Annotated in this window: 12 protein-coding genes; 7 read left to right on the forward strand and 5 right to left on the reverse strand. The window is 61.8% G+C overall.

Features of this window, described 5'->3' with window-relative positions; translation table 11 throughout:
* Window positions 1-55 precede the first annotated feature (55 nt).
* Window positions 56-2,113 carry an NADH:flavin oxidoreductase gene (locus tag QCE63_RS35785; protein WP_309840388.1) on the reverse strand — a complete coding sequence of 686 codons (2,058 nt, stop codon included), beginning with the start codon at window positions 2,111-2,113 and terminating at the stop codon, window positions 56-58.
* 115 nt (window positions 2,114-2,228) lie between these two features.
* On the opposite strand from QCE63_RS35785, the gene QCE63_RS35790 reads away from it, so the two are divergent.
* The 4 genes from QCE63_RS35790 to QCE63_RS35805 all read left to right on the forward strand — a co-directional run bounded on the left by QCE63_RS35790 (window position 2,229) and on the right by QCE63_RS35805 (window position 6,358).
* Window positions 2,229-2,849: a TetR/AcrR family transcriptional regulator gene (locus QCE63_RS35790; protein WP_309840038.1), complete on the forward strand. Its 621-nt coding sequence runs from the start codon at window positions 2,229-2,231 to the stop codon at window positions 2,847-2,849.
* 196 nt (window positions 2,850-3,045) lie between these two features.
* Window positions 3,046-3,921, forward strand: coding sequence for a glycine betaine ABC transporter substrate-binding protein (locus QCE63_RS35795; RefSeq protein ID WP_309840041.1), 876 nt, complete (start codon window positions 3,046-3,048; stop codon window positions 3,919-3,921).
* Window positions 3,922-3,946: 25 nt separating this feature from the next.
* Window positions 3,947-4,843 (forward strand): DMT family transporter, encoded by an 897-nt coding sequence (locus QCE63_RS35800; RefSeq protein ID WP_309840042.1) that lies wholly within the window; start codon window positions 3,947-3,949, stop codon window positions 4,841-4,843.
* A gap of 297 nt (window positions 4,844-5,140) precedes the next feature.
* A complete protein-coding gene (locus tag QCE63_RS35805) occupies window positions 5,141-6,358 on the forward strand; it encodes a hypothetical protein (RefSeq protein WP_309840044.1) in 1,218 nt (405 codons plus the stop codon).
* A gap of 183 nt (window positions 6,359-6,541) precedes the next feature.
* Here QCE63_RS35805 and QCE63_RS35810 read toward each other — a convergent pair whose 3' ends face one another.
* Complete coding sequence (locus QCE63_RS35810) at window positions 6,542-6,700, reverse strand: hypothetical protein (RefSeq protein WP_309840046.1); 159 nt, start codon at window positions 6,698-6,700, stop codon at window positions 6,542-6,544.
* Window positions 6,701-6,829: 129 nt separating this feature from the next.
* Between QCE63_RS35810 and QCE63_RS35815 the strand changes: the two genes are divergently transcribed.
* Entirely contained in the window at window positions 6,830-7,228 is a 399-nt protein-coding gene (locus QCE63_RS35815) for an EamA family transporter (protein ID WP_309840048.1), read from the forward strand.
* Here the strand turns inward: QCE63_RS35815 and QCE63_RS35820 are convergent.
* From QCE63_RS35820 to QCE63_RS35830, 3 genes are all read right to left on the reverse strand, one after another.
* Window positions 7,225-8,433 (reverse strand): alpha-hydroxy acid oxidase, encoded by a 1,209-nt coding sequence (locus QCE63_RS35820; protein WP_309840050.1) that lies wholly within the window; start codon window positions 8,431-8,433, stop codon window positions 7,225-7,227. The two genes, QCE63_RS35815 and QCE63_RS35820, sit on opposite strands and share 4 nt — an antisense overlap.
* A 91-nt stretch (window positions 8,434-8,524) precedes the next feature.
* Window positions 8,525-9,889, reverse strand: coding sequence for an MFS transporter (locus QCE63_RS35825; protein ID WP_309840052.1), 1,365 nt, complete (start codon window positions 9,887-9,889; stop codon window positions 8,525-8,527).
* 66 nt (window positions 9,890-9,955) lie between these two features.
* Window positions 9,956-10,606 carry a 4-carboxy-4-hydroxy-2-oxoadipate aldolase/oxaloacetate decarboxylase gene (locus QCE63_RS35830; RefSeq protein ID WP_309840053.1) on the reverse strand — a complete coding sequence of 217 codons (651 nt, stop codon included), beginning with the start codon at window positions 10,604-10,606 and terminating at the stop codon, window positions 9,956-9,958.
* Window positions 10,607-10,706: 100 nt separating this feature from the next.
* Here QCE63_RS35830 and QCE63_RS35835 point away from each other — a divergent pair, with 100 nt between their 5' ends.
* Entirely contained in the window at window positions 10,707-11,603 is an 897-nt protein-coding gene (locus tag QCE63_RS35835; RefSeq protein ID WP_309840055.1) for a LysR family transcriptional regulator, read from the forward strand.
* Between the two features lie 84 nt (window positions 11,604-11,687).
* Entirely contained in the window at window positions 11,688-12,815 is a 1,128-nt protein-coding gene (locus QCE63_RS35840; protein ID WP_309840057.1) for an aminotransferase class V-fold PLP-dependent enzyme, read from the forward strand.
* Window positions 12,816-12,839: the final 24 nt, after the last annotated feature.

Here is a 12,839-nt window from a genome sequence, read left to right on the forward strand (position 1 = left end):
GCACCGGACAGGCTGTCGCTCACATCGAAACGCGCCGTCATCGCCGTGGGCCCATTCAGATATCCTTCATCAGCCGAAGCGCGTCGTAGATGGCCGCATGCGTGTTGCGCGCGGAGACTGCATCGCCGATGCGGAAAAGCTGGAAGCGCCCCTCGGGATTGCGCTCGACAACCTGCGCCTTGCCGTCGATGAGATCCTCATAATCGACCGCGCCGAGATTGCGCGACAAAGGCTTCAGTTCGAAGTACAGCTCGTCCATCGGAATCGTGCCGTGATTGACGACGATCTGGTCATAACGCTGTTCCTTCGTCACGCCGCCATAGTCGCTGCCGATGGTGGCCACCAGTTCCTTGCCTTCGCGGCGCACGGCCTCCAGACGAAAAGTCACGGTAAAGGTCGTCGCGAGCTTCTGCAAGGCACGCATGTACGGCACCAGGTTCATGCTCATCACTTCGGGCGAGAAGGTACGATCGGGCGTCATCACCTCGACCTTGCCGCCCGCCTGCGCAATGGTTTCCGCCGCTTGCAGCGCCGCATGATCGCCGGCATCGTCGAAGACGAGGACGTTGGCGCCCGGCTTCACGTCGCCCGAAATGATGTCCCACGACGAGACGACATGCTCGTTGCCCGTACTGCACACCTCGGTATGCGGCATGCCGCCCGTCGCGACGATCACCACATCCGGACTGTAGGACAGCACCGTTTCCGTATCCGCCCACGTATTGAATGCAAAACGCACGCCGAACTTCTCGCACTGCGCCATGCGCCAGTCGACGATGCCCATCATCTCCTTGCGTCGCACGTTCTGCGCGGTCAGGCGAATCTGTCCGCCCGGATCGTTCATGGCTTCGAGCACGGTCACCTCATGTCCACGCTCGCCCGCCACGCGCGCCGCTTCGAGTCCCGCCGGCCCCGCGCCGACGATCACGATCTTGCGCTTCGTCTGCGCCGGCGCGATCCGGTGCGGCATCTCCAGCTCGCGTCCGGTCGCGGCATTATGAATGCATAACGCCATGCCGCCCTGATAGATGCGATCCAGACAGTAGTTCGCTCCGACGCAAGGCCGGATGTCGTCTTCCCGCTTCTCGATGATTTTGCGCACAATATGCGGATCCGTCATGTGCGCACGCGTCATCCCGACCATGTCGATCCTGCCCGACTCGATGGCGAAGCGCGCCGTCGCCACGTCCTGGATGCGCGCGCCATGAAACGTGGGAAAGTTCGTCGCCTCGCGAATCTCGCCCGCGAAGTCGAGTTGCGGCGCGCTGCGCATGCCCATGATCGGGATGACATCGGTGAGGCCGGCATCGGTATCGATATGTCCGCGCACGATGTTGAGAAAATCGACCAGCCCGCTGTTCTTCAGCCGTTTCGAAATCTCGATGCCCTCTTCCTTCGTGATGCCGCCTCCCATCATTTCGTCGGCGGTATAACGAATGCCAAGCAGAAAATGTTCGCCGACCCGTTCACGCATCGCGCGCATCACGTCGAACGTGAAGCGCAGGCGATGATCGAGCGAACCGCCATACGGACCTTCGAGCGTATTCGTCAGCGGCGACCAGAACTGGTCCATCAGATGCCCGTACGATTCGATCTCGAGTCCGTCGAGGCCGGCTGCCTTCATGCGTTCGGCGGCATCGGCGAAATCCTTCACGATGCGCTCGATGTCCCACTCTTCCAGCTTCTTGGGAAACGCACGGTGCGAAGGCTCGCGATGATGCGACGGCGACACCGCCGGCAACCAGTCGCCCTTGTCCCAGCGCGTGCGCCGGCCCAGATGCGTGAGCTGGATCATCACCTTCGCGCCGTGCTCGTGGCATTCGTCGACGAGATCCTTCATCCACGGCACCACTTCATCCCGGTACGCGAGGATGTTGTTGAACACCGGCGGACTGTCCTTCGACACCGCAGCGGAACCCGCCGTCATCGTCAGCGCGATGCCGGCCCGCGCGCGCTCGACGTGATACGCGCGATACCGCTCTTTCGGCATACCGTCCTCGGCATAGGCGGGCTCGTGCGACGTCGTCATGATGCGATTGCGAAACGTGAGTTGTTTGAGCGTGTAGGGCTGGAGCAGCGGGTCCGTGGACTTGAGCGCCTCGTGGGGGACGATTGGGGGAATCGAAAGACGTGTCGTGCGCTCAGATTAGGTCTCATGTACACATGTGTCAAGTGAAACGACAGTGGTGTACAGTACGAGAATCGCAAGTAAGCAAGAAGGAAATGCCATGGATCAGACCGTCGATACCGTGCGCGGCTCAGCCGACATGTGGCTCGATTGCGCCTACGAAAGCCTGCTGGAAGGCGGCGTGGAAGCGGTGCGCATTCTGCCGCTGGCCAAGAAGCTGAATCTCGCGCGCACGAGCTTCTACTGGTTCTTCCGCGACCGCGACGAATTGCTGAACGCGTTGGTCGCGCGCTGGGAAGAGAAGAACACGGGCAACTGGGTCACGCGCAACGAGGCCTATGCCGACAGCATCTGCGAGGCGATGCTGAACATCTTCGACTGCTGGTTCGACAACGCCCTGTTCGACACCCGCTTCGAAGCCGCCATCCGCAACTGGGCGCAGCAGTCGCCCGAGATCACACGGCTCATTCAGAAAGACGACGCGCTGCGCATCGAGGTCTTGACCGCAACCTTCGTGCGCTTCGGCTATGACGCCGATGTGGCGGACGTGCGCGCCCGCACCACGTATCTCACGCAAGTGGGCTATGCGGCCATGCGTGCGGAGGAATCGTTCGAGACGCGCATGAAGCGCATCCCGGCATTCGTCGAAGTATTTACCGGCGTCCGCCCGCAAGATCACGAAATGCAGCGCTTCTATGCGCGCAGAAACTTCGAAGCTTGATGCGTGATCCGGCGCGCTTCGCATAACCTGAAGTAATGGCGTCACAACTTCAAATCACGTTGACAGTCCATTAATGCACTCGAATACTCAAGCCCCATCGCGTTGGCAAGCACTTTCAAAGCACTAATCAGGGTATTCCATCAATCAGCAGATCGATTCAGTTTCTTCGTCGCGGCAAGAACACCGGGAGCCTCACATGAAGAAGTCCACGCTTGTACGTTTCGTTCTCCAGGCTGGCATTGCAGTGTCCACCGCTGCATTCGCGATGACCGCCAGCGCCGCCGATCCGCTCAAGATTTCACTCGCCAACTGGGCCGACACCCAGGCGGTCACCTATACCGCCAAATACGTGCTCGAAACGAAACTGAATCAGCCGGTCACGTTGATCGTCGCCGACCTGGGCATTCAGTTCCAGGGCGTGGCGCGCGGCGACGTCGACCTGATGCTGGGCGCGTGGCTCCCGGTGACGCACGCGGCCTATTACGCGCGCTTCAAGGACGAGATGGACGATCTCGGCGTGATCTACACGGGCGCGAGGATCGGCTGGGCGGTGCCCGACTATGTACCCGAGAGCGAAGTGGCCTCCATCGCCGATCTGAACAAGCCGGAAGTCAAGACCAAGCTGAACAGCACGATTCAGGGCATCGAACCGGGTGCGGGCGAGATGGTGGCGTCGGAGAAGGCGCTCAAGGAATACGATCTCGCGGGCTATAACCTGATTCGCGCAAGCGAGGCCGGCATGCTCACGGCCATCTCGCGTGCTTATCCGGCGAAGAACTGGATTGTCGCGACGGTATGGAGCCCGCACTGGTTATGGCAAAAGTACAAGATGCGTTATCTGAAGGATCCCAAGGGCGTGCTGGGCGGCGACGAACAGATTCGCGGCTTCGGCTCGAAGCAATTCGCGACCAAGTTTCCGCGCGCCTTTACCTTCATCAAGCATTACAAGCTGACGCTGGCCGAGGTCGAGCAGATCGAGCTCGACGGCAATGCATCGAACGACTGGAATGCCGCCGCGAAGAAGTTCGTCGATGCGCATCCGGAGAAGCTCAAGGAATGGCTCCAGCAATGACGGCTGCTTCAGAGAAGCAGCCAACATGAGCAAGGCGCGGATTGCGTTTGTCTTGCTGGGTCTGTTCTGGGGCTCCAACTTCATCTATATGAAGTGGGCCGCGTCGTCCATCACGCCGATGCAGATCGCCTTCGTGCGCGTGCTGTTCGGCTTTCTGCCGCTGGCGTTCGTCGCGTGGCGCACGAAGGTCATCGAACGGCGCCAGTTGCGTCATCTGCATCATTTCTGCGTGATGGGCGTTCTCGCCACGGCGTTCTACTATGTCGCAATCACGCGGGGCACGGCGCTTGTGCCCTCCGGCATGGCTGCGATGCTGGCGAATGCGGCCACGCTCTTCACCGCCATCTTCTCCGCGCTCTTCCTGAGAAGCGAGAAGCTCAACAGCACGATGACCTTCGGCGTGCTGCTGGGCTTCCTCGGCATCACGTTGATCGCACGGCCCTGGGAAGGCGCGAGTGGAACGATCGACTTGTCGGGCGTGTTGTGGCTCCTGACCAGTTCGATGGTGCTCGGGCTCTCCTACGTCTACGTGCGCGTTTTCCTGACACCCCTGGGCTTGCCGCCGCTCGCGCTGGCAACCTGGCAGATGGGCATTGGCGCGCTCGTGCTCGCGGCCGCGACGGATTTTCATGGCGTCAGCCACCTGCTCAACGATCCTTTCGCGGCCGTGGCGCTCGTGATCGGAGGCGGCGTGCTGGGAACCGGCGTGTCGTTCTTCCTGTACTACTACCTCCTTGACCGCTTCGGCGCCGTTGCTTCGTCCGCCGCAACCTATCTCGCGCCAGCGGTCGCGCTGCTGATCGGGTGGGCGGTGGGAGAGCGTTTCGGCTGGCTGGAGTTGACGGCGTTCGTGCTCGTCATCCTGAGCGTGGTAACCCTGCATCTCGGACGGCAACGAACCGTTCAGCGGGCCGCTGCTTGAGCAGACGGATGCCGTCCGGACATGGGCAGCGTGAGCGACTTCTGCAACAGGAACAAGGCATCCAGCTGATCGAGCGACGTGATGCCGGGCATGCCCATATGTCGCGCGATACTTCGTCGGCGAGCAGCTCGATGGCATGGCAGCCCTGACTACATATCCACCACCTTGACTCATCTCACTCTGTAATCCTGAGCCGTGAGCGGTTGAAACTCGTTTTCAACGCCACACAGCGAGCCGGCACCCCAAAAAATGTACCGCGAGTCGTTGATCTGCAAACGCTACCCAAGAAATGTGATCATGGTTCTTCCCGTATCAAGCAATTCATCCTCAACCTATTCTGCATCCGATTTCGAAAAATCCAATGACGATGGTTCGGCAGGTTCGCCTGCTGTATCGCCTGCTGCATCTTCCGATGCGCCGCGCGCGCCGGATACATCCTCATCGAATACGGGCACCGATCAACCGAATATTGAAGCTTCCACGACTACCCCCAAGCCATCGATCAGTACTGAAATGCAAACTCAAAAAGACCTTCATGATATTCAAAAAGGAGGGGCAGTTGAAAATGGATCGGCAGGTTCGCCTGCTGCATCTCCCGATGCGCCGCGCGGGCCGGAGACATCCTCATCGAATAAGGGCAACGATCAACCGAAACTTGAAACTTCCACGACTGCCCTCAAGCCATCGGCCAGTACTGAAGAGCAAACTCAAAACGACCCTCATGAGATTGAAAAGAGAGGAGCGATGGTTACCAAGTGCGTTTCCCCAGATTACCCGGAATGCCGTGGAGGAGAGGCGCTTGAATATGACTCATTCGTGCATATTCCTTTTTCGCAAGCGAATAACGCGCGCCTTCGCGGAGAACAGGGACAATGCGAAGGGCTGGTTCGCGAAACCATGCGCCGAGTTGATCGCAATACCGATCCGCTGAACGATCGTGTGCCGACAAATATTTTTACCGCAGTACAAGGTATGCGTGCCGACATACGCCATAATCATGCACGAGATATGTACGATAGAATAGACAATTTCCAGAACCACCCAAATTTATTAGGGCTGGATAATTATGGAAGATATAGTACCTCTACATACCTTGGACGCACGGATATAAATCGGGACGGTCGTATCAACGATTTTATAAGTGACCTGCCCGGCATACCGGCAGATGGCATGGGCGTTTTGAGAATTGGAATAGGAAGCGGAGACAATTTGGATCATCAAACAAATGGTCACACACTCTTGATTCAACGATTCAGCGATGACAACTATATGGTATATGATCCGAACAACGGCGTTTTCATGTATCAAGACCAATCGAGCGTTGCGAATGGAATGCGTAACTATCTGGACACCGCCTTCAACGAAGGAAGCATGGTTGCCACGCCCGACAGCCTCCAGATATTCACACCTCGAACAAATCCCAATTGGACTTCAACTTTGCCGACTACGGTTGCGCCGCCTGCTGTGCCGCTGCCTGAGCCGCGTTTTGCTTTGCAACCACGCTCTGACCTCTAGTCACCCTTGCAAAACATATTGAAGACAGAGATCGTGCAGGAATGAGCGCGAGCCAAAGCTCGCAAAGCTCGCGAGCCTGTCGGATTTTCCATTGAACAGCACCTTGAACTCGCGCGCCTTGCCAGCGGACGACTCCGCCCGCTCTTTCATGCGATAGACATTTCGCGTCCGTATTGGCTCCATCTAGCCCGTATGGCGCGATGGAGCCAACCCGGCGCTAGCGACCGAAATCCCGCGTTCGCCGATCGGGTGGCCGGCTTCGAGCGCCAAGGTCAGGTGCAATTGAACGTGCATCGGCGTCCGCCACTTGCCGACGGACACGTCGACAGCGTCGTCGATCATGCTCGAACAGGCATCGTCGGTACTCCCGGCGCGGGCGCGGAGTAGTCATTCGAAGTATTCTCGCTGAGCGCCGGCGAGACCCGCGGGCGAGAAGACCTCCGTCCGGTAGCCGATTTCTTGTAGGTCTTCGTGCGCGTCTTCCTGTCACCCCTGGGCTTGCCGCCGCTCGCACTGGCGACCTGGCAGATGGGCATCGCCGTGCTCGTGCTCGTGCTTGCGGCCGTGACGGATTTCGACGGCATCAGCCACCTGCTCGACAATCCTTTCGCGGCCGTGGCGCTCGTGATCGGCGGCGGCGTGCGGGTAACCGGCGTGTCGTTCTTCCCGTGTTGCTCCCTGCCCGACCGCTTCGGCGCCGTTGCGTCGTCCGTCGCGACCTGTCTCGCGCCAGCGGTTGCGCTGCTGATCGGGTGGGCGATGGGAGAACGGTTCGGCTGGCGGGAGTTGCCGGCGTTCGCGCTCGTCGTCCTGAGCGTGGCGACGATGCATCTCGGCCGCCAGCAAACCGTGCAGCGGGCCGTCGCCTAAGCAGACGGCTGCCGCCCGGACGCGGGCAGCGTGAACGACTTTTGCAACAGGAACGAGGCATCCAGCTGATCGAGCGACGTGATGCCGAGCATGCCCATGTCGCGCGATACTTCGTCGGCGAGCAAACGGACGGCATGGCGCACGCCCGCCTCGCCCGCAATCGCCGACGCATACGCGAAGGGCCGCCCCACGAAGGCCAGCTTCGCGCCGAGCGCCAGGCACTTCAGTACATCGGTGCCACGCCGCACGCCGCTGTCGATCATCACCGGCACGTCCCGGCACGCTTCCACGATCCCCGGCAACACACGCAGCGGCGCCACGCTGCCGTCGAGTTGCCGTCCGCCATGATTGGACACGATGATGCCGTCGGCGCCGGTCTGGCAGGCCTTCGCTGCATCGCGCCGGTTGAGGATGCCCTTGACCACCAGCGGGCCCTTCCACATCTGCCGGATCATCGCGAGGTGATCCCAGGTGAAATGTCCGCGATCGGAGAAGTCCCGCAACACGCTCGGCGAAAGAATGGGTGCGCCGCGTGTGGCGTAGTTGTTCTCGAAGTGCGGCATGCCGTGCTTCAGCACGGTCTTCAGGAAGGTGCCCATCAGCCATGCCGGATGCGTCACGCCGTCCCACGCGAGACGTAACGTGGGCCGCAGGGGTGTTGAAAAGCCCGTGCGGATGTTGTTCTCGCGATTGGCCGCAACCGGCGTATCCACCGTGATGACGAGCGTCCCGAAGCCCGCCGCGCGCACGCGGTCGATCAGTTGTGTGATCTGCACGGTCTGTCCCGGCAGATAGGCCTGGAACCAGCTTCCTTGCGCCACGCCGGCGACGTCCTCCAGACGGATCAGCGACGAACCGCTCATGATCATCGGCACGTTGGCCTGCTGCGCCGCGCGCGCGAGCACGATATCGCCCCGATACGCGGACAGCGCGGCCAGGCCGAACGGCGCAATGCCGAAAGGCGATGCATACCGGACGCCAAAGAGATCGACATGCGATGACCGCTTCGACACATCGACGAGCACGTTCGGCACGAAGTCATAGTCCTGGAAGCTCAGGCGGTTCTGTGCGAGCGACGCGTTCGTTTCCGCCGCTCCGGCGATATAGCCGAACACCGGACGCGGCAGGAAGCGCCGGGCGGCCGGCTCGAAGTCATCGAGGCTGAGGATGGGTTTGAGTCTTCGGGGTGGTGTGTGCGCTTGCATGCCGTGAGCGGTTCAACTCGATGCTGATTTGCGATGTCCGGCACATGTTAGGCGCGGCATGACAGTCAGTCCAATCAATTGGTGACGCCTTTTATCGATATTGACGCACGGGCTCGACGTCGAGCGGTTCCGAGATCGTCAACAGGATGATGAAAGTGAGCGCGGAAATGGCCGACATGAAGCCGAACACGTAATTCCAGCCGAAGTGATCGAGCAGCAGACCGGCGATGAACGGCGTGGCCGCGCCGCCGAGTTGTCCGCCCATGTTGACGATGGCGTTCGCCAGCGGGAACTTCTCCCTCGATACGAACGAGGTCGGATACACCATGTAGGCGGAAAAGCCGATGCTCAGCGTGACGCCGGTCATGAAGATCAGGAAGCCGTACACGACGGGCGAGGCCGGGGACTTGATGAGCGCGACCATCATGACGGCGGTCGCGATGGCGGAGAACATCATGCCGGGCTTGCGCCGCTTGCCGAGCGCGCGGTCCGAGAGCAGCCCGCCCGCGATGTTGCCGAACACGGCGCCCACCCACGGCGCGGCGGCGACAAAACCCATCCCCGCGACGCTGAAGTGCTTCACGTTGAGCAGATAGGTGGGGATCCACGCGAGCAGCACGCTCGAAATGCCGAGCTGGCAGCAGTAACCCAATGCGCAGCCGTAGATGTTCCACGAGGTCGCCACGGCGCGGCTCGTCTCCAGCGGCTTCTCGCTGCGCACGCGCGTCAGGCGGTCGAGCAAGGGCATCGCGCGCGTGCGCTCGATCTGCGTCGCGGAAGGCGTGCCGGGTTTGGCCGTATCGATCAGGTCGCGCTCGGCCTGATTGACCGCGCGGCTATCGGACGGACGGTCGGCCACCATCAGCCACCACACCGCCGAGAACAGCACGCCCGGCACCGCGAACACGATGAAGATGGCCTGCCAGCCCCACAGCGAGATGACCGCTGCGCCGATGATTGGCGTGATCACCGGGCCGAACTTCACCGCCGAAAGAAACAGGCCGGATGCCGTGCCCTTCTCCTTCGCCGGGAACCAGCGGTTGATCGTCGCGGCAATGCCCAGCGGCAACGGGCCTTCCGCGAAACCAAGCGCGAGACGGCACATCTTGAGCGCGAACAGCGAGCCCACCACGCCGGTGAGCGCGGTGGCCACTGACGTGAGGATCATCGAGATGGGCAGCGTGCGGCGCACGCCGAAACGCGACACGATCCACGCCGAGGGCAGCTGCGCACAGGCATACGCGATGAGGAACACGCTGACGAGCGCACCGGCTTCCGCGTTGCTCATCGCGAATTCGCGCCGCAGGAACGGCAACGCGATGCCGAGGTTCGCGCGATCGGCAGCGGCGACCGTGTAGATCAGGAAGAAAAGCGTGGCGACGACCCAGCGATAACGCGTCGGACGCGCCGTGGCGGCCACGGTGTCCATCACGGGCATTCCGGTTGATTCTTTCATGTTGTCTCGCTCCATATTGGCGGCTTTTATGCGGTTCTTATCGGGTTGATTCACAAACGGACGCGGTCAATTCAGGCCGAACCGCTCCAGTGTGCCCTGCAATCCCAGCAGTTCGACGGTGCTCGCGCCTTCGCGGATCCGTTGCCGGAACACGCTCTCCTTCTGTTCGCGCGCGCGGCTGACCTGCACCACGCGTTCGACGTCGTGCTTCGGCACGACGACTACGCCATCGATGTCGCCCACGACGATATCGCCGGGCTGAATGGCTACATCGCCGATGCACACCGGCACGTTCACGCGGCCCGGCTGGTTCTTGCCCGTGCCCTTGATGCTCAAACCACGGCTGAACACCGGAAACCCCATGTCGATGATGGTGCGCGCGTCGCGCACCGCGCCGTGGATCACGAGCCCCGCGAGTCCCTTTTGCAGCGCGAGTGCGGTGAACACGTCGCCCCACGGACCGGCCTCGAGAAAACCCTTGGCGTCGACCACGAGCACATCGCCGGGCTTCACCTTCAGCATCGCGTAGTGCAGCATCAGGTTGTCGCCGGGACGGGTATCGACGGTCACGGCCGGGCCGGCCATGCACATCGACGGATGAATGGGCTTGATGCCGCTGTCGAGCGCGCCGTGCGCGCCCTGGGCTTCGTAGACGGTGGCGCTGCCGAGTGCGCGCAGCGCCGCGATGAGATCGGCGGATGTCTGGTGACTGCTCATGTCTCTCGATTTGGAAGTCTGAAAGTTTGATGGTAGCGACAGTTTTAGATAAAGTTTCTTCGCTATCAAACATCGATTTCTGAGCCTAAGCTCAAAAAAAATGAATCTACGACAGGTCCGATACTTCTGCGCAGTGGTCGAAGCAGGCAGCGCGACGAGCGCGGCGGACGCGCTGCACGTTGCGCCGACGGCCATCAGCATGCAACTCGCACAACTGGAAGCGCATCTCGGCGGCGAACTGTTCGACCGCTCGCGCCGCCCGATGGAGCTCACGTCGCTGGGCAAATATTTCTATCCGCGTGCGAAGGAATTGCTGTCCCACGCCGGCAGGCTCGACGACGAAGCGCGCGGCATTGCATCGGGGCAGCGCGGCTGGCTGGGTATCGGCTTCGTGCGCTCGGTGTCCTATTCGGTGCTGCCGGCCGCGGTGCGGCGCTTTCGTCAACGCTGTCCCGACGTGCATCTCGATCTGGTCGAGGCGCTGTCCGAGTATCAGCCCGAGCGCTTGCGTCAGGGGCGGATTGATGTCGGCATTTCGCGCTTCATCGGGCCGCTCGAACCGAGTCTGGATCTCGACCGCGCCGTCGTGCTCGACGAACCGTTCGTCGCAGCGGTGCCGGCCGGCGATCCGCTGGCGAAACAGCGCTCGGTGACGGCGGCGGAACTGTCGCGGCTGCCGTTCATTCACTACCCCAAGGATGCGCGCAGTCCGTTCGGCCAGCAGTTGCTGACCGCGCTCAAGCGCGCGGGCGGCGCTCCGCGTGTGGCGCACGAGGCCATCGAGATTCATACGGCGCTCGCGCTGGTGGGCGCGGGGCTGGGTGCGACGCTCGTCGGCCGCTCGACCTCGAAGAACAACCGGCGCGACGTGCGCTTCATTCCCGTCGCCGATCTCGATCTGCGGACCAAGCTCGTCATGCTCACGCGCGCGGGCGAGGACAACCGGCTCGTCGAAACCTTTCGCGAGGCGCTGTCGAAGTCGAGCGGGCGGCGTTGAACGGCACGGACCGCGCGACGCGTCATCGGGCGGCTTTCGTTAGAATCGGTCTTCACCCCTTTTTCCCAAGTGCAGGAGGCGAGCGTGCCAGCGTTACTCCCTGATGTCGACCGCGAGGGGCTCCTCGAATATTCGGTCGTCTACACCGACCGGTCGATCAACCACATGTCGCAGCTGTTCCAGGGCGTCATGCGCGATCTCTCCGCCGGACTGAAAAAAGTCTATAACGCGCATGCCGTCGCCATCGTTCCCGGCAGCGGCACGTTCGGCATGGAAGCCGTGGCACGGCAGTTCGCCACGAACAAGAAGTGTCTCGTGATCCGCAACGGCTGGTTCAGCTTCCGCTGGACGCAAATCTTCGACATGGGCGGCATTCCGTCCGAATCCGTGGTGCTGAAAGCGCGTCCGGTCGAAGCGGGACAGCAGGCCGCCTATGCACCGGCGCCCATTGACGAAGTCGTCGCGGCGATCCGCGAACACAAGCCGGATCTGGTCTTCGCGCCGCATGTCGAAACCGCCGCCGGGATCATCTTGCCCGATAACTATCTGCGCGCCGTGGCGGACGCAGTGCACGAAGTGGGCGGCATGTTCGTGCTGGACTGCATCGCCTCGGGCACGGTCTGGGTGGATATGCAGTCAAGCGGCGTCGACGTGCTCATCAGCGCGCCGCAGAAAGGCTGGAGCGCGTCGCCATGCTGCGGACTGGTCATGCTGAGCGCGCTGGCTCGGGAGCGCATCGACGGGACGACCAGCAGCAGTTTCGCCTGCGACCTGCGCAAGTGGCTGCAGATCATGGAAGCCTACGAGAACAACGGCTTCGCGTATCACGCGACGATGCCCACCGACAGCCTCGCGATCCTGCGCGACGTCATCAAGGAAACCGAGGCCTATGGCTTCGACCAGGTGAAGGCCGAGCAACTGGAACTGGGCCGGCGCATTCGGGCCGTGCTGGCCGACAAGGGCTTCAGGAGCGTGGCGGCGAAGGGGTTTGAAGCGCCGGGCGTCGTGGTCTGCTACACGGACGACGACGGCATCCGTTCCGGCAAGAAGTTCGCCGACGCGGGCGTGCAGATCGCGGCCGGCGTGCCGCTCCAGTGCGACGAGCCGGCGGATTTCAAGACCTTCCGCATCGGCCTGTTCGGCCTCGACAAACTGCATGATGTGACGGGCGCCGTGGCCCGCTTCGAGAAGGCGCTGAACGAAGTGATCTGACGCACGAAAGCACGAAAGAGCCGG

Source organism: Caballeronia sp. LZ065 (assembly GCF_031450975.1).
In the GTDB taxonomy this organism is placed as follows: domain Bacteria; phylum Pseudomonadota; class Gammaproteobacteria; order Burkholderiales; family Burkholderiaceae; genus Caballeronia.

Excerpts from the sequence above, each read along its gene's own strand:
- QCE63_RS35790 (WP_309840038.1), top strand. The coding sequence starts at position 2,229 with ATGGATCAGACCGTCGATACCGTGCGCGGCTCAGCCGACATGTGGCTC.
- QCE63_RS35795 (WP_309840041.1), top strand. The coding sequence starts at position 3,046 with ATGAAGAAGTCCACGCTTGTACGTTTCGTTCTCCAGGCTGGCATTGCA.
- QCE63_RS35800 (WP_309840042.1), top strand. The coding sequence starts at position 3,947 with ATGAGCAAGGCGCGGATTGCGTTTGTCTTGCTGGGTCTGTTCTGGGGC.
- QCE63_RS35805 (WP_309840044.1), top strand. The coding sequence starts at position 5,141 with ATGGTTCTTCCCGTATCAAGCAATTCATCCTCAACCTATTCTGCATCC.
- QCE63_RS35810 (WP_309840046.1), bottom strand. The coding sequence starts at position 6,700 with ATGATCGACGACGCTGTCGACGTGTCCGTCGGCAAGTGGCGGACGCCG.
- QCE63_RS35820 (WP_309840050.1), bottom strand. The coding sequence starts at position 8,433 with ATGCAAGCGCACACACCACCCCGAAGACTCAAACCCATCCTCAGCCTC.
- QCE63_RS35825 (WP_309840052.1), bottom strand. The coding sequence starts at position 9,889 with ATGAAAGAATCAACCGGAATGCCCGTGATGGACACCGTGGCCGCCACG.
- QCE63_RS35830 (WP_309840053.1), bottom strand. The coding sequence starts at position 10,606 with ATGAGCAGTCACCAGACATCCGCCGATCTCATCGCGGCGCTGCGCGCA.
- QCE63_RS35835 (WP_309840055.1), top strand. The coding sequence starts at position 10,707 with ATGAATCTACGACAGGTCCGATACTTCTGCGCAGTGGTCGAAGCAGGC.